The organism is Bacteroidetes bacterium GWF2_43_63, assembly GCA_001769275.1.
Taxonomy (GTDB): domain Bacteria; phylum Bacteroidota; class Bacteroidia; order Bacteroidales; family DTU049; genus GWF2-43-63.
This window is the reverse complement of the sequence record MEOQ01000010.1, coordinates 37,965-54,111: the sequence shown is the minus strand read 5'-3', so window position 1 is coordinate 54,111 and position 16,147 is coordinate 37,965. Positions and strand designations below refer to the sequence as shown.

General features: G+C 41.9%; 15 protein-coding genes. 3 read left to right on the top strand and 12 right to left on the bottom strand.

Going from position 1 to position 16,147, the window contains the following annotated elements:
* Positions 1-4: 4 nt before the first annotated feature.
* From A2W93_05915 to A2W93_05890, 6 genes are all read right to left on the bottom strand, one after another.
* Positions 5-862, bottom strand: a complete 858-nt coding sequence (locus A2W93_05915; GenBank protein ID OFY55954.1) for a hypothetical protein — start codon at positions 860-862, stop codon at positions 5-7.
* A complete protein-coding gene (locus A2W93_05910; protein OFY55953.1) occupies positions 859-2,847 on the bottom strand; it encodes a hypothetical protein in 1,989 nt (662 codons plus the stop codon). The genes A2W93_05915 and A2W93_05910 overlap by 4 nt, the downstream gene beginning before the upstream one ends.
* Before the next feature lie 25 nt (positions 2,848-2,872).
* Positions 2,873-4,342, bottom strand: a complete 1,470-nt coding sequence (locus A2W93_05905) for an IMP dehydrogenase (GenBank protein OFY55952.1) — start codon at positions 4,340-4,342, stop codon at positions 2,873-2,875.
* 105 nt (positions 4,343-4,447) lie between these two features.
* Complete coding sequence (locus A2W93_05900) at positions 4,448-5,869, bottom strand: hypothetical protein (GenBank protein ID OFY55951.1); 1,422 nt, start codon at positions 5,867-5,869, stop codon at positions 4,448-4,450.
* Positions 5,866-6,720: a hypothetical protein gene (locus A2W93_05895; protein ID OFY55950.1), complete on the bottom strand. Its 855-nt coding sequence runs from the start codon at positions 6,718-6,720 to the stop codon at positions 5,866-5,868. The genes A2W93_05900 and A2W93_05895 overlap by 4 nt, the downstream gene beginning before the upstream one ends.
* A 60-nt stretch (positions 6,721-6,780) precedes the next feature.
* Positions 6,781-7,773 carry an oxidoreductase gene (locus A2W93_05890; GenBank protein ID OFY55949.1) on the bottom strand — a complete coding sequence of 331 codons (993 nt, stop codon included), beginning with the start codon at positions 7,771-7,773 and terminating at the stop codon, positions 6,781-6,783.
* Positions 7,774-7,879: 106 nt separating this feature from the next.
* Here A2W93_05890 and A2W93_05885 point away from each other — a divergent pair, with 106 nt between their 5' ends.
* Complete coding sequence (locus A2W93_05885; GenBank protein OFY55975.1) at positions 7,880-8,548, top strand: protein-L-isoaspartate O-methyltransferase; 669 nt, start codon at positions 7,880-7,882, stop codon at positions 8,546-8,548.
* Between the two features lie 89 nt (positions 8,549-8,637).
* Here A2W93_05885 and A2W93_05880 read toward each other — a convergent pair whose 3' ends face one another.
* From A2W93_05880 to A2W93_05865, 4 genes are all read right to left on the bottom strand, one after another.
* Complete coding sequence (locus A2W93_05880) at positions 8,638-9,120, bottom strand: hypothetical protein (protein OFY55948.1); 483 nt, start codon at positions 9,118-9,120, stop codon at positions 8,638-8,640.
* Positions 9,117-9,422 (bottom strand): plasmid stabilization protein, encoded by a 306-nt coding sequence (locus tag A2W93_05875; GenBank protein OFY55947.1) that lies wholly within the window; start codon positions 9,420-9,422, stop codon positions 9,117-9,119. Before A2W93_05875 ends, A2W93_05880 begins: the two co-directional genes overlap by 4 nt.
* Positions 9,415-9,654 (bottom strand): CopG family transcriptional regulator, encoded by a 240-nt coding sequence (locus tag A2W93_05870; protein OFY55946.1) that lies wholly within the window; start codon positions 9,652-9,654, stop codon positions 9,415-9,417. The genes A2W93_05875 and A2W93_05870 overlap by 8 nt, the downstream gene beginning before the upstream one ends.
* A gap of 76 nt (positions 9,655-9,730) precedes the next feature.
* Positions 9,731-11,191 (bottom strand): hypothetical protein, encoded by a 1,461-nt coding sequence (locus A2W93_05865; GenBank protein OFY55945.1) that lies wholly within the window; start codon positions 11,189-11,191, stop codon positions 9,731-9,733.
* 145 nt (positions 11,192-11,336) lie between these two features.
* Here A2W93_05865 and A2W93_05860 point away from each other — a divergent pair, with 145 nt between their 5' ends.
* Positions 11,337-12,398 (top strand): hypothetical protein, encoded by a 1,062-nt coding sequence (locus tag A2W93_05860; GenBank protein ID OFY55944.1) that lies wholly within the window; start codon positions 11,337-11,339, stop codon positions 12,396-12,398.
* 82 nt (positions 12,399-12,480) lie between these two features.
* Positions 12,481-13,107 carry a hypothetical protein gene (locus tag A2W93_05855; GenBank protein ID OFY55943.1) on the top strand — a complete coding sequence of 209 codons (627 nt, stop codon included), beginning with the start codon at positions 12,481-12,483 and terminating at the stop codon, positions 13,105-13,107.
* A gap of 381 nt (positions 13,108-13,488) precedes the next feature.
* Here A2W93_05855 and A2W93_05850 read toward each other — a convergent pair whose 3' ends face one another.
* Both A2W93_05850 and A2W93_05845 read right to left on the bottom strand, forming a co-directional pair.
* Complete coding sequence (locus A2W93_05850; GenBank protein ID OFY55942.1) at positions 13,489-14,613, bottom strand: hypothetical protein; 1,125 nt, start codon at positions 14,611-14,613, stop codon at positions 13,489-13,491.
* A 3-nt stretch (positions 14,614-14,616) separates the two neighbouring features.
* A complete protein-coding gene (locus tag A2W93_05845) occupies positions 14,617-15,648 on the bottom strand; it encodes a Holliday junction DNA helicase RuvB (GenBank protein ID OFY55974.1) in 1,032 nt (343 codons plus the stop codon).
* Positions 15,649-16,147: the final 499 nt, after the last annotated feature.

The window sequence follows — 16,147 nt, the reverse complement described above, 5'->3', positions numbered from 1 at the left end:
TAGTTCAGTCAATGTGAAGAGTTACTTTTTTCTCCTTCAACGCATTTTCGTACATTTTATTACGATAATCGTTCAGGAGCATATTTTTCTTTCGTGCAATCAGCACAGATTCAATGCGGTCGCGTACCAGAATCAGCGGGGCAGAACTTTCGGATAGCATATAGCCGTTGAATCGCACCAGGTATATGACTGAATCGTTGGAGACTTCGTAGAAAGTGTTGCTTTTCAGAAAATCGGCCTGATTCTCTGCTTTAATCGGAATTTCTTTCAGAATATCATTGAAATAGAGCCATACATTGTCTTCGAGAAAATAGTTCAGGGCTTTTTCCCGCGCCATTGCAGCCAGTTCAGCTTTCCCGGAGGTATTGTCCGATTTCAGAAGCGACCTGAATTTTGCAACATCCGTTTCTGCCTTTTTCAACTTTAGATACATCACCTTGACTATGTTTTCCTTTAACTGGAATTCATCCGGGTTCTCGCGGTAATACTTCTGAATTTCCTCCGCAGAGACGGTGATTTTAATGGAATCGGAAACCAGATTTTCCTCCAGTGCCGATATAACCATAAGTTTGCGGGCATGTTCCATCCGTTTCTCAATCTTCTGCATTTCCTGCTCGCTTAGTTTTGAGCTGGCATCGAGATACATCAACTGTTCGACAATCCAGCTCTGGACCATGTTTTTCAAAAAACTAACACTGTCTTCGGGCGAAAGATTTTCAGGTATTAATATTTCGGAAAGGTAGAGCCGCTCATTTTCAACCTCAGCCAGTAAAGTGTCGGATGAATCTTTTCGTCCGCACGATACAAGCATGATCAGCGACAAGCTGATTGCAGCAAAAAATGAGGTGCTGAAATTTATCATTTTACATAAATACTTTTTAGTACTTCGTCATTCACTTTCCAGGAGTACTTGTTGCGAAGATCTTTTACCCATTGTTGTTCTAGGTAATTCTGGTATTCTGCGGTAACAAGACCTTTGACTTCCTGCAGCGGTTTGGGCTCCGGGTTGAGCAGATTGAGTACTGAAACCAGTTTTATTTCATTGTTTTCGCGATACACCGAATTCTGGTTTTTCACCCATGGGGTTTGATCAACCAGTGCATTCACGCCCTTTTCAACTTTGACAATCTGATAGGTCACTGCAGGGATGGTGTCCTTGTTGAGCATAGAGCTGATGGTTTCCGGGGTATAACCTTTTTTAGGTGCTTTTTTCAGCAATTTCTGCAGCGCCTTGAGTTCTGTTTCGCCTTTGCAGGTGTAAATGGCAGCTTCTGCTCTCGGGCCGTATTTGTAGTTCTCTTTTATCGTTTCATAATAGCTTTTAAGGCCTGCTGTGTCTTTCACTGCTTTTGACCAGACATTTTTGTCCATCAGATCAAATAAAAGAATTCCATCGCGGTACTCTTTCATGAGGGCTTTAAATTCCGGGTACTTACCTTCAAGACGTTCGTTTTCGTATTCGATAATCATTTCTTCTGAATACTGATTAAAAAGCGTTTTCACGAAAGTGTATTTGTCATCGCCTTGTTTGATCTGAGATTGTTTGTGTACAAGGTAATTGGCAAAATCACTCAGCAGATAGGGCTCGCCGGCAATGGTGCAAACTGTCTTGGAAAGGGCGGCTCCAGCCGGGACCAGCCAGCTTGCAGAATAGATGCTGTCTGTGATTAACGGAACAATTTCTTTCAGCACTTTTTCATCAGCTGTAAAATGATATTCAGCTTTTAACTTACTGACAAGTTTGTCGCGTGCAATGAATGAACGCTTGTCGCGACCAATTTGTGTTTTGAGATTGCTTTTGGATTCATCGAAAGTGCCAATGGGTTTTACATCAACCAGCTTGATTATATGCCAGCCGTAATCGGTTTCAACAGGTTTTGAAATCTCACCCGGCTTCATGGTGTAAAGCGGTAAAACGAAGGCAGGAGACATGCGGAAACTTCCAAACCAGGGCAACATGCCCCCTTTTGAAACAGTCCCTTTATCATCGGAGTAGTTTTTCACCACAGTTTCAAAATCTTCACCATTCAGAATGCTTTTATAAGCTTCATCTATTCTGGCTTTTATTGAATCTTCCTTTCCGGGAACAGTTTTTACAAGAATATGTCCGGCCTGAACTTTACCCAACGCTGGTTTCCGGTCGTTAACTAAAATCAAGTGGTATCCTACCGGTGTACGTATTGGCTTGCTAATTTCGCCAACTTTAAGATTGTAGGCTGCAGTTTCAAATTCATAGTAAAGATTCAACACGCTGAAATAGCCCAAATCGCCGCCATTGCCCTTCAGTGTTGTCGAAGCATCGCGTCCCGGGCGGTCTTTGGCGCTTTCGTCTTCCGAGTACTTGCGGGCAATTTCATCGAATTTTCCGCCGGCAACAAGCTTTTTGCGGATATCCATGATTTTGTTGTATGCTTTCAAAGTGTCAGCCGGAGATGAATTGAGCGTAACTTTCACTAAAATATGCGAAGCTCTGATGTCCCATTTACTGCGTTCATAAGCCTCCTGCAGCAACTGGTCGGTAACTTCACGATTGGACAGATATGGCTGAGCAAGCTGTTTGCGATATCCAGCCAATTCGTTTTTAAACGATTTTGAGGTGTCCAGCATCAACGCTTCAGCTTCTTTTACTTTCAACTTGTAGTTGATGAAAAGCTCAAGATACTCTTTTACATTTTCTTCGTTCAGCGGTTCTTCCTTAACGTTGTTCTTGTTATAAACAGCCAGGAATTCGGACCGGGTTACATTTTCGTTTCCGATGGTCAGCAGAACGGGGTCGTTTTGCGCAACAACACTGCTAAATGCAATGAGAAAAAGAAATGCTGAGAATAAGACTGATTTCATGTTCATGAAAATTTAAGTTCTTGAAAAAGTGTTAACGACTATAATTTGGAGCATCCTGGCTGATTGTTACATCATGCGGATGGCTTTCGATGATACCTGCATTGGTGATTTTGATAAATTGTGCATTTTGCAGATCACCGATATTGTGGGCACCGCAATAACCCATACCGGCCCGCAGTCCGCCAATGAGTTGGTGCATAACTTCACTCAGGGTTCCTTTGTAAGGCAGTCTTCCGACAATACCTTCAGGCACCAGCTTTTTGATATCGTCTTCGGTGTCCTGAAAATACCGGTCCTTCGATCCATGCTGCATGGCCTCGATGCTGCCCATTCCACGATAGGTCTTGAATTTTCGGCCTTCGAAAATGATGGTTTCGCCCGGACTTTCTTCAACGCCGGCGAAGAGCGAACCCGCCATGACCGTATGAGCACCCGCCGCAATGGCCTTTGTAATGTCGCCTGTATAGCGGATACCGCCATCTGCAATCAAAGGAATCCCGAATTTTTTTAATGCTTTGGCCACTTCATAAACTGCTGTTAGCTGAGGTACACCTACGCCTGCAATTATGCGGGTAGTGCAGATAGAACCGGGGCCAATGCCGACTTTCACTGCATCGACATCAAGTTTTGCCAGAGCCAGTGCAGCTTCTGCGGTTGCAATATTGCCAACAACCAGGTCGATTCCCGTGAATTTTTTTCGGATGGTCTTCACCATTTCCAATACACCGCGCGAATGTCCGTGAGCAGTATCAATCACAATGGCATCGACGCCTGCGGCAACCAGTGCAGCAACACGTTCCGGGGTGTTGGACGCTATGCCAGCAGCAGCAGCTACGCGTAAACGTCCAAGTTTATCCTTGCAGGCATTGGGCCTTGCTTTGATTTTAATAATGTCTTTATAAGTGATGAGCCCAATGAGTTGGTGGCTTTTATCAACTACGGGCAGTTTCTCGATTTTATATTTCTGCAAAATTTCTTCAGCCTTCTCAAAAGTGGTAAATTCATGAACAGTGACAAGGTTTTCGTGGGTCATCACCGAACCGATGGGTTTCGATAATTTCTTCTCGAAGCGCAGATCGCGATTGGTCACGATCCCAACAAGCTTTTGATTGGATCCGATGACCGGAATTCCGCCGATTTTATGCTCTCTCATGAGGGCCAGTGCATCGGCAACCGTTTTGTTTTCGGTAATGGTAATGGGATTGATGATCATTCCGTTTTCGGCGCGCTTTACCTTGGTGACCTCAATGGCTTGCTGCTCAATGGTCATGTTTTTGTGAATGACACCGATACCACCCTCCTGAGCCATAGCAATGGCCATAGCTGACTCCGTCACGGTGTCCATGGCGGCAGAAACAAAAGGTACATTTACCTGGATGTTGCGGGTAAAATTCGAAACAAGGGATGTTTCGCGCGGTAAAACTTCACTATAAGCAGGAACCAGAAGAACGTCATCGTATGTAAGGCCTTCCGGCAGGAATTTTTGGTCTTTCGGACTCATAGGTATTTCTTTGTGCAAAATTAAAAAATTATCGCTATCCAAAGCGTGTGTTTTCCGGAGTTTTTAGTCATTTTGAAATATTGCATCAAAAAAACGGAAATCAGATTATTTTCCGCGGCCCTGAAACACTATAAGTACAGTGTAGATCAGTATTTTAAAATCCATTGCCAAGGAGATATTTTCAATGTAGAGAATGTCATATTTTAGACGCTCAATCATTTGATCCACATTCTCAGCATATCCATATTTTACCTGACCCCAGCTTGTGATGCCCGGTTTTATTTTTTGAAGGAGCCGGTAATACGGCGCCTGTTGCACTATTTTATCAATGAAAAATTTTCGTTCAGGACGGGGACCTACAAGCGACATATTGCCAATAAGCACATTGTAGAACTGAGGCAATTCATCGAGCCGGTATTTACGCATGAACCGCCCAAATGGTGTTATTCGGCTATCGGCTTTGTTCGAAAGTGCGGGCCCATTTTCCTCAGCATTCACGCACATCGAGCGGAATTTGTGCATAAAAAACGGTTTCCCATGCAAGCCGATGCGTTCCTGACTGTAGATGATCGGTCCTTTGGAACCGGATTTCACTATGATGGCTGTAATTAAATACAATGGCGACAAAAGAGTCATGACCAGAATGGAAGCAAGAACATCAATTCCGCGTTTGATAACCCGCTGCCAGTGCGGCATTAACTCGCGCGAAACATAAATAAGCGGGACATGAAAAATGGAATTCATTTTCACGTTGCCGGCGAGAATATCTTTGTAATCCGGAATAATTTTAATGTCGACAGAGGTGTTATCGAGAATACTAAGAATCTCTGTAATCACTTTATGCTCCGATGGTTCAACCGCTACAATCACTTCTTCAATATCGTGCTCATCAATAATGGATTCCAGTGCCTGAATATTGCCCAGACGTGGTAAATACACAGAAAGTTTATCGTTTGAATTTTCGAGTACAGGAATGTATCCGACAAAAATATTACCGGCACTCTGTGTCTGATTGCTTATGTCCTCATATATGCGGACCGCATTGCCGTTGTTCCCAACAATCAATGTCCGGAATCCCCAGATGCCTTTGTGTATTTTGCGGGCAGTGGCTGATGTTATTACAAAACGGCCGACATAGGTGGCAGTGAAATGAGTTACCAGCAGAAACAGATAACTCTCATAATAGTTGACGAAGGAATTGACGCGATCATCGAGAATGAAAGCGAAAAAAATCACTGTTACTCCAATAAGTGTCTGAGTGGCTGTTTGACCCAATTCGCGCAGGCGTGACCGGCGAAAAATATTTCTGTAGAAGCCTGTAATGAAATAAAACAGCAGCCAGGAAAATGGAATGATGAAAATACCAAGAAAGAAATTAGGATCTGGTGAAACTGCTTTCCATAAATCTTCGAAAACCATCCCGGACTGAAATTTTCTGAACGAAAACAATGCAGCCCAGGCTGCTGCCGCACCAATAAGGTCGCAGACAACATAACGGGCAGTTTGTTTAGTCCTGTTCAGTTTCATTCCGCATGAATTAGCTTGACATTGTCAATGTAGGCCTTTGCTTCGGTCATTCCTTCAGGCAGTTCCATATGGAAAAAGAAAAAGAAACTGCTTGCCTGATATTCCCGTGCAACCACAGGAGTCAGATTCACATATACTTTTTTCCAGGTATCTGTTTCATTCAAAACAACGATGGGGTGGTAAACCGAAAGTCCGCCGGTATTTGCAATAACACCCACTGCCAGAGGCGCCTGTGTTTTGAAATTCAGTTCAAGGAAAACGTATGCGCCGGTCTGAGGCAAAACATACGATGCGTTTGAACGAACATCAATGGTATCGTGCTGTGTATCAACCGCCAGCAATCCGCTAAAGGATCCTTCAAATATTTCGGTGGGTTCCGATGTCCGCAGCATGATGGTGTCGCTTAAAGTAGTGCTATTGATTGTCATACCTGCATCTTCGAAACCCTCAATCAGTCTGAAATTCAGATCGTCGTAATAGGTTGTGGTTGGGTATAAGACAGTCACCGAATCTTTTGTCAGCGATATCGTTGCTTCCCATGGTTTAACAAAGGGATAAATAGCTCGGGTGTTCGCAATTCCATTGAGTTTCACGCCCGGATAAACCTGTATTGTAAAAGTGCCTTCTTTGAGTACCGGAAAAGTCAGGGGCATTTCGAAAGCTCCCATTTTTTCTCCATTAATATACACCCAGGCGTCAACAAAACTCTGGTTAGCAGATCCTTGTGTACTGTTTGTGCTGAATGAAACTGACTCTATCTGAACAAACGAAGGCGTTTCTTCAGATGGGTTAATCCAGTTGCAGGAGGTCATAATGACCGCTGTCAGAATGAAAATGGCAAATAATCTCATGGTGTAAAGTAACTGCAGAAACGGTCAAAAAAGCAGATTAGTATGTAATGTTAAATCTTTTTATGAAAAAAAGTAAAGAGATTCATCAATCTGCTCCATGATTTTGTAGGCAACTTCCAGCGCCGTGTATCCGTCAAGAATTCCGACAGGCGTTGGTTCATTGTTTACAATGGAATCATGAAATTTTTCAAGTTCCATTTTAATAGCATTTATCGTTTCTATGTTGGGGTTTTCAATATGAATCTGCTTTTTTGACGAGCCGTTGCCCGGATCGAAAACAAGAGCAAACGGTGGCAATTTGCTTTCATCAATCACGTCGCTCATGCGAATAATCTCGGTTTTCTTCTCCAAAAAATCCACGCTGATGTAGGCATCTTTCTGGAAAAATCGGCTTTTACGCATGTTTTTCATTGAAATACGGCTCGCAGTGAGGTTCGCCACTGCACCGTTATCAAATTCAATGCGCGCGTTGGCAATATCAGGCGTGTTGCTGATGACCGGAACTCCACTGGCGCTCACTTTTCTGACATTCGATTTTACAACACTCAGCACAATATCAATATCATGAATCATGAGGTCGAGCACAACCGGAACATCGGTGCCGCGTGGGTTGAATTGCGCCAGTCGATGCGTTTCAATAAAAACGGGTTTGTTTATGTAGGGCTGAGCTGCCAGAAATGCAGGATTGAAACGCTCCACGTGTCCAACCTGAATTTTCACATTGGCTTCGCGGCTCAGATTTACAAGCGCCGTGGCTTCGTTCAAAGTTGTAACAATCGGCTTCTCAATAAAAACATGCTTGAATTTTTTCAAGGCCAGGGCTGCACTTTCGAAATGGGCAATGGTAGGTGTCACAATGTCAACGGCATCAACGGCATCGATCAGTTCATCTCGGTTTTCGAAATGGCGGATGCCAAATTCCTTTTCTACTTCTTTTGCACGTTCAGCATCAGTGTCATAAAATCCTACCAGTTCATAGTTGTCAAGTTCTTTCAGACATTTGATGTGAATTTTGCCGAGATGGCCGGCACCAAGAACTCCTATTCGCAGCATTGTTCAGTTTTTTGTTTAACAATGCGCAAAAGTAGATATAAATACCAGACCTTTTTAGTAATTTCGCGTGAATTATAAGCATCAACCTGTTAATTACCTGTTCGTGATAACATTCAAAGGAAGAGTTCTTGAAGACAATTACCGCCATCAGGGCCTGCGGAAACGCTTGGTTGTGGAGCTTGAACAGAAGGGTATTACCGACAGGCGGGTGCTGGATGCCATTGGTAAGATTCCGCGTCATTTCTTTTTGGACAGCAGTTTTGTAGAATTTGCCTACCAAGACAAAGCTTTTCCAATTGGCGAAGACCAGACCATCAGTCAGCCATATACTGTTGCTTTTCAGAGTCAGCTGCTGGAAATAAAACCACTGATGAAAGTGATGGAAATCGGCACCGGATCTGGCTATCAGGCCATTGTACTCATGGAGCTCGGTGCAAAAGTTTTTTCTATCGAACGTGTGAAAGCGCTTTACGACCGGACTAAAGTATTTCTGCCGGCCATTGGCTACATTCCCAAATTGTTTTATGGCGATGGCTACAAAGGGCTGCCGACTTACGCGCCGTTTGACCGCATCATTGTGACTGCAGCTGCACCCGTGGTTCCTGATGCATTATTGCAACAATTGAAACCCGGAGGCATTCTGGTTATTCCGGTAGGCGATTCATCCGGTGTTCAGGTGATGAAAACCATTACGCGTCAGCCCGACAACACTTTTATCGCGAAGGAGCATGGTTTGTTTCGTTTTGTTCCGATGGTGGAGAATAAGAAGAAATAGTTTCGAGGTCGAGAACAAGGTCAAGAATTAGGTCAAGGCTGTTGCCACAAATGCAATTCTGCAAAATTTCCAATAATTTGAATGGTGTGTCATGATTTTTTCATAGGCCTTTCGAAAGTTAGTTTTTGTTTCATTTCAAAATATAGGTGCAGATATGGTTCAATTATTTCGTGAATTTTCGCAGTTTGTTTCTTTGTCAATTTATTGTAAGATGCGGCCCGAAGATTTGCATCACCTGAGTCCTGAACCAATTCAATAAGAATTTGTGTGATAATTTCATTTTCTGAAAATCCGGTTGCACAGATATTGAGTTTGTTCGAAAGTAATACCCGGTTTACAGGGCGTTCAAATCTGGATTTTCTGGCATTCTGCCCTAAAAAATGTATCAGTTTAATTCCTGCTACCCATTCTTTAGGAATTACTGACCACAGCAGTTTGATTTCACTGCCTGAAACAGCGTATTGCTCATCTTTTTGTAGTTTGTCAAAAATAATTTTCACATTATTATTCCTTAAAAAAGTTGCTTTATTATTCGAATTAATAAAAGTTAGTGAGCTCGATTTTTTGCTCAATCATATTTAGTAATGTCTGGTAATTGTCCCAAATCCTGCCGTCCAATGATTGTCATAATTTCAACAACATCATCATTCATCCTGAAATAAATACTATCGACTCCACAAACACAACGTCGGTATCCTTGTTTTATTAAATCAACTGATTCAAAAGAGAATGGCCTTTCAACAATCATTTCAAAATGATCGAAGAAAGATTCGAAATATTTATCAGCCTGACGCATGCCAAATTGTTTCACCCCGTATTGATGAATTCTGATGAGGTCTTCTTTTGCGGCATTAGTCAATTTGAATTTATTCATTCAACAGATCTTTGGATTGCTTGAGAATTTGCGTTTTGCTATCTGTTGTAAATCCGCTCTTCTCTGCTTTCTCAATTTTTAATCTGATCCAATCAATTTGTTTCTGCTGTTTTCGGGCCTGACGAATGAGATCGTTAACCAGTTCACTTCGGCTGGAGTATTCTTTGTTGGCAATCTGGCTATTCAACCACTCATCATTGGGCTCTGAAAATGAAATGCTTTGTCGTTTCATATTGTCGTGTCTGGTGGTGCAAATATACACCAAATATGAATCATATACAAACTTTTTAATTAATCAAATTATATACTCATTTTTCAGCTTCCGTGCATATCTTTATCACCTCATTCATATCATTAATGGAATACCAGGAGTTTTTATTTTTGTCTTTATACATGTTGTACCAACCTGCCTTTATCAACTCAGTTTTTGAAGGATTGGCTTTTTTGAAAACCACAGAATTTACTTTGTAAATATCATTATTCCAGGAAAAGGTACTGCAAAAAATATAATTATTTATAAGGATAATATCTGAAGCAGTTTGACTTTTAATTTCTTTTCGCCAGATAATTTCACCGTTTTTTGAAGAGAAGCGAATGATTTCGTTTTTAATCAGTAAATAAGTATCCGAGGAGTCTGCCAGCAAAGTTGTATTATGATTTCGGACATCATATTTTTCATTATTTTCTGACAGATTGTATTCCCATTTTTGGGTGCATTGTTTCATGTCAATGCACACCAGTGAATAATCCGCATCACCATAGCATTGGTTTTGTGCCTCAATATTCGTACGTTTGAGAAACAAAATGTTGTTTTCCGGGCCGATGCATGATAATACATGATCGTATTCCATAATGCACTTGTTTAATTCGCCGGCGAAGAATTCGTTGATAATAACTCCCGATTTAAGATCAACAGCTATTATTGTCTCCTTGCCATTATGAAAATCAATTGAAGAAACCTTTCTGTCAAGAAAAATTGTATCTCCCGTGCCATATAGGAACTTGTACTGAACAACCGTATCTTTCAATTCGAAGTGAGAACCCTGGTCCGACCAGTCCGGATGCGAAGCCTGATTCAGGCGCCATAGTTCCTGTTTCTTTCTGGTATCGAAAGCTGAAATGGCCTGATGACTAATAAGAACAAGAATACAATTGTTTATATAATTGATTTTCCATGCCTGTTTGTGACCTATGTCTCCAATGATCCAGTTTTCTTTACCTGTATTTTCATCCAATGCAATCAAACTGTTAACTACAAGTGAATCATAATTGGTTTTTGAGTCGGTTCCTGAATAATAAAGTGAAGAAGAGTACAGATTGCTGAAAAGGCAGTAGATCAGGCCGTCTATAAAGTAAAGACTGAGAAAATCCGATGTCTTATCCGGCGTTTCAAATGTCCATTTTTCTTTTCCTGTATTGATGTCCAGACAGTGAAGTGTGTTTTCCAGTGTAAAAACAATATTGCCTGAATGAAAGTAGTAATCTCCCTGATATGGCTCCAGGTCTGTTTGCCATATTGTTTTTTCAGTATTGCTGTTTATTCCGTACATCACTCCTTGTTCACATCCTTCTTCACTTCCACCTTTTATCACAAGAACAGAATCATATCTATAGATTTCATTGATATTACAGTAGTCCTGAAAAAAGTCAGATTTGAACTTCCAGATGGGATTTTCGAATGACTCAACCAGATGCTTTAGCTCCGGATCTTTTTGCCCAAAAGTACTGATTGTGATTATGGTCAATAATATTACAATTGCTGTTCTCATTGTAATTTATTCAAATTTTATTTGTCAAAGTGATATCCGAATAGGGAATGTTTCACATTTAGTCAGCAATAAACTAACTGAAACAAAGATACAATTTTGACAAAATAAATCCCAAAACCTCCTATATTTGTAAAAAAATACCCCCATGAAGAAATTTTTCCTTGCCAGTTTTATTTTAATTTCACTTCAGTCTTTTTCGCAGATTACGCTTTCTGAAAGTGATTTTCCATCTACCGGAAACACTTATGTGGTGAGCATTCTGAACGATTTGGGTACGTATGATTTTGTGTCGACCGGTGCCAACTACAGTTGGGATTTTTCGCAAATGGTGCCCCAATCGCAGGATACCATTGAATTTATTTCGGCCTCGAATACTTCGCTGCCACTGACGTATATTGCAGCATTCAACAATTCATTTACCGATCCGGAACACGATGCCGACGTGGCCAATTATCAGGATTACGAAAGCCCGATGCCAACAGTAACTATCGAGAATTTTTATGCATTTTATAAAATTCAATCCGATGCGTATATTCAGGTTGGCGCGGGTCTGACCATCAACTCCGCTCCACTGCCGGTGCTGTACAATCCGATGGATACCATTGTCATGCTGCCGGCAGCATTCGGAAATATGGACACCTGCTTTTCTGCTTTTAATGCCACCATTCCAACACTTGGCTATTACAGCGAAGAACGCACACGCTACAACTCAATCGATGGTTGGGGAACACTTATCACTCCGTTTGGAACCTTTGATGCATTGCGGATTTTGAGCTATAGCGAAATTCATGATTCATTGTATTACGAAGCATACGGCATGGGATTTCCGATGGACCGCACCGAAACAGAGTACAAATGGTATGCGCACGGATATTCAATTCCAGTTCTGCAGGTTGTGATCCGCGATGGTATGAGCGCTTCGTCAACGGTTACCTATATTGATTCATTGCGAAATATGTCTTTGAATGAAAACATGTTTTCAGAAGTCAATGTATATCCAAATCCGGCAACAGAAACAATCTCATTTCAGATAAAAAATATTGCTTGGCCGGTCATGGCAACAGTGACAGACCTAAGTGGCCGCGTCGTTTTCCATGAATTGATCCGGGAGCCGGTGATTGATGTCAGGAATCTCAATCCTGGTTATTATCACCTTCAATTGTTGACAGAAAGCACCTTGTGGAGAAATAGCTTCATTAAAGAATAACTATTTTGTCAGCACTATTGACAATAGCGTTTTCGAAAACTATCTTTGACAGTTCATCTCATTTTAACTAAAACAAAAAACCATGAAGAAAACAATTATCTCATTGTCATTGCTGATTTCACTGGCAGTTCTTATTTCATGTGGCGGAACGAAGGAAGAAAAAAAGGAAGAGATTAAAGACACTACTAAAGTTGAAGAAGTGGCTGTTGTCAAAGACTATGCTTACTTCAACAATCTGGCGAAGAATCTGAAAATAGAAGGGCTCGAGTTGAGTTCTTCAAATGTTTCTGTCGATACTACCAGCAAGTATTTCTATTACGGCTATTCGATTAAAAATGGTAAAGACAAAGGCGCCGACAAGATTAACGTGAATGCAGGTAATGTTGATTTGCTTGGCAACAAGGAAGATATTTGCGTTGCATCGCTGGAGGATTTCGAAAAAGTGCAGACGAAAATGTACAAAGACAAAGCGGGCGTAACCCTTGAAGATTGGACTGAAATAGTGAAAGGTAAAATGACTTTTCGCTACATGCTCATTAAAAACGTTTCAGATCAGGTGGGTGGACAGAAAAATTACAACAAGTACTATGCTGCTGCTGTTGTCGACAAGGTTTATCTTGACATCTATGTTAGCGTGTTCGACAAAAATGCTGACTTGACCAAAGCAGCAGACATCCTCAACAAAGTGATGGATTACATGGCAAAATAATTATTGCGATTTCTGCATTTATAAGAATTGCAACTTTCAGTTTTTTTTATGGCAGAGGTGTTTTAAAAAGCATCTCTGTTTTTTTCGTCCCTATTCCATGATCCAGAGCTGAGTGTAGCCCTTTTTGTATTATACCAAAGTGATTTATAAATCAGGTCAATCGATTTTTGGACGACTCCGGAGGAGTCATATATCTGTAGCCCATAATCAAACAAAACCACGACTCCGGAAGAGTCGAATACAGGGAACTGCGTCTCCGAAAGTGTTTGTAAATATGCGACCTCTCTGAGGTCGTGTTTGTATTATTTCAGCGGCTGTCTTAAAACGCAGTTTTTTAAAACAATAATCCATTGCAACTGTTTTCAGACAGTCTCTAAATCTTCAGATGGAATTATTTTTAGCTTGAAGTTTCTTTTTCTCAGTTTCGCTCAGTCGATCCTTAAACTTCAAAATTGGCTTCTCAATAAGCATCCACGAAAGCTGAGCAATAATCAGGGCTCCAATGAAATAGAAGGGCATTTGAATTTCGTATTCATTCGGAAACCGGTTTGGAAAATACTTATTGAAATAATAATAAACATCAGGCATAAAAAAGTGATATAAATAAATGCCGTAACTAATTTTTCCAATATGGCGCACCACTGGATTTTCAAGAATAAATGCAATTGGTTTGCTGAATTTTTCCTGCGAGGCACGCAAAACAATGAAGAATGCAAAGAGAGAATAGAGGAAATTGTTTAAAACGAAAGCTGCATCTTCGTTACCGCGCGGATATATGACAACATAAATAAATGGTATTGTCGCAAGTGGAATAAAATACCACATACGGCCTATCCGCTTACTGAAGTCAGGCTTGTAAACACTCCACCAGGCAATAAGAGCCCCAAAGCCAAGTGAGTCGGCGCAGCTCAGCGTGAACGAATTGATAACACCGGTGTAACCATAATTCGAAAACCAATATATCTTAAAAGCGAGCGACGATGCAATAACAAAAACAATAAATTTTCCGATGTGTTTTGATGGAATTATCAGCATCAGAAAAGGCCAGAGCAAATAGAACTGTTCTTCAACCGCGAGCGACCACAAATGGTTGAATGAGCCAATATACGGCAGATCGAGCGAATGATAAATGTTTACAGTGTACGAAACCAACCACGGAAAAACATCACGCGTGTTTTGAAAATTTACGGCAAACAAAAAGAAAATAGTCAAATAGTAGATGGGGAAAATGCGCAATGTCCTGCGGATGTAAAACGATTTCAGAATTTTTCCCGCACTTGTTTTCCCGGCCTTCATGCTTTCCTTGTTCAAAAGCAGTATTCGGGTAATCAGAAATCCGCTGATAACAAAAAACAGATTCACGCCTTGTCCGAATGGAATGCGACTAATGTAAATATTGTCGAAGCGTACGAAATGAAGAATCAGAACACCAAGAACTGCAAAGCAGCGAAGTCCGTCGAGTTGTTTGTTGTATGCCAGTAGTCCTTTATTTTCCACGCCTGCCATAAATCAGAAATCGTCAAACAGTCGTCCGTCGGTGGCAGGACGTTTTTTGCCAAGATGGATGTAGGCCATGGGCGTTACTTCGCGACCGCGTGGGGTGCGCATGAGATAACCCTGCTGAATTAAAAATGGCTCATACACTTCTTCGATGGTGCCGGCATCTTCGCCTACGGCAGTGGCAATGGTGGTGAGCCCAACTGGCCCGCCCCTGAATTTCCCGATGATGGTATCCAGTATCCGGATGTCCATTTCGTCGAGTCCGTTTTTATCAATATTGAGTGCGCTCAACGCGTATTCAGTAATTGGTAAATCAATATTTCCGTCGCCTTTAATCTGAGCAAAGTCGCGAACGCGGCGCAGCAAGAGGTTCGCAATACGGGGCGTACCGCGGCTGCGGCGCGATATTTCAGATGACGCTTTATCGTCGATGCTGATTTTTAAAATGCCGGCCGACCTGATAACAATGCGCTGCAGTGTTTCATTATCGTAATAATCAAGTCGCGCATTGATGCCAAAGCGGGAGCGGAGCGGGGCAGTGAGCAATCCGCTGCGGGTGGTGGCGCCTATGAGCGTGAAAGGATTGAGTTTGATCTGAACGCTGCGCGCATTCGGACCGGTCTCAATCATAATGTCGATGCGGTAATCCTCCATGGCTGAGTAGAGATACTCTTCTACAACCGAGCTCAGCCGGTGGATTTCGTCAATAAACAAAACATCGTTTGCTTCGAGTGATGTCAGCAGTCCGGCCAGGTCGCCTGGTTTTTCAATTACAGGTCCACTGGTAATCTTGATATTGACACCCATTTCTGTTGCCAGAATGTGCGACAACGTTGTTTTCCCAAGTCCCGGAGGGCCGTGGAGGAGGGTGTGATCGAGCGCTTCGCCGCGTTGGCGCGCTGCATGAACAAACACCAATAAATTATCGACCACCTGTTTCTGGCCCATGAATTCATGGAAATCGCCCGGCCGCAGCACGCGTTCTATTTCGCGCTCTGTGGGCGTCATGGCGTTGCCATTTGCATCCAGATTGGGGTTGATGTCGCTCATGGTGCAAAGGTAATGATTTACGATATATGATTTGAGATTTTTGATTTGCGATCGGAAGGATGATGTATGAATTTTTTGAATTGAAATTTGATAAAGGAAGTTTTTAGATGAATTTCGAAAAGGTCTGATTGCACACCCAAAATCCCACATCACTTCAAAAATCTAAAATCAAAAATCGGATTTCTAAAATCGAAGAACCCGCCTTTGCGGGGCGGGTTCTCAGGTTTTACGAACAAAGCACCAGGAAGATTAAATATATATATAGGGTTACGGGATTCTTTGTGGTCGATTACTGAAGTAAAGATAAAGCCATTTGCTACCCTGTTTCAAGACTGCTTCAGTTTCTGGTCGGTTGTGGTCAGTTTCCGGTATTTTTCAGTCTGCCGCGTCTCCCTGACATTCTACCGTCAGCGTGTACAGAATAATAAACAGACCTTGCTGACGTGGAATCGTCAGGGAGAGAGCCTTTACAGCACCCAACGATTCCGGG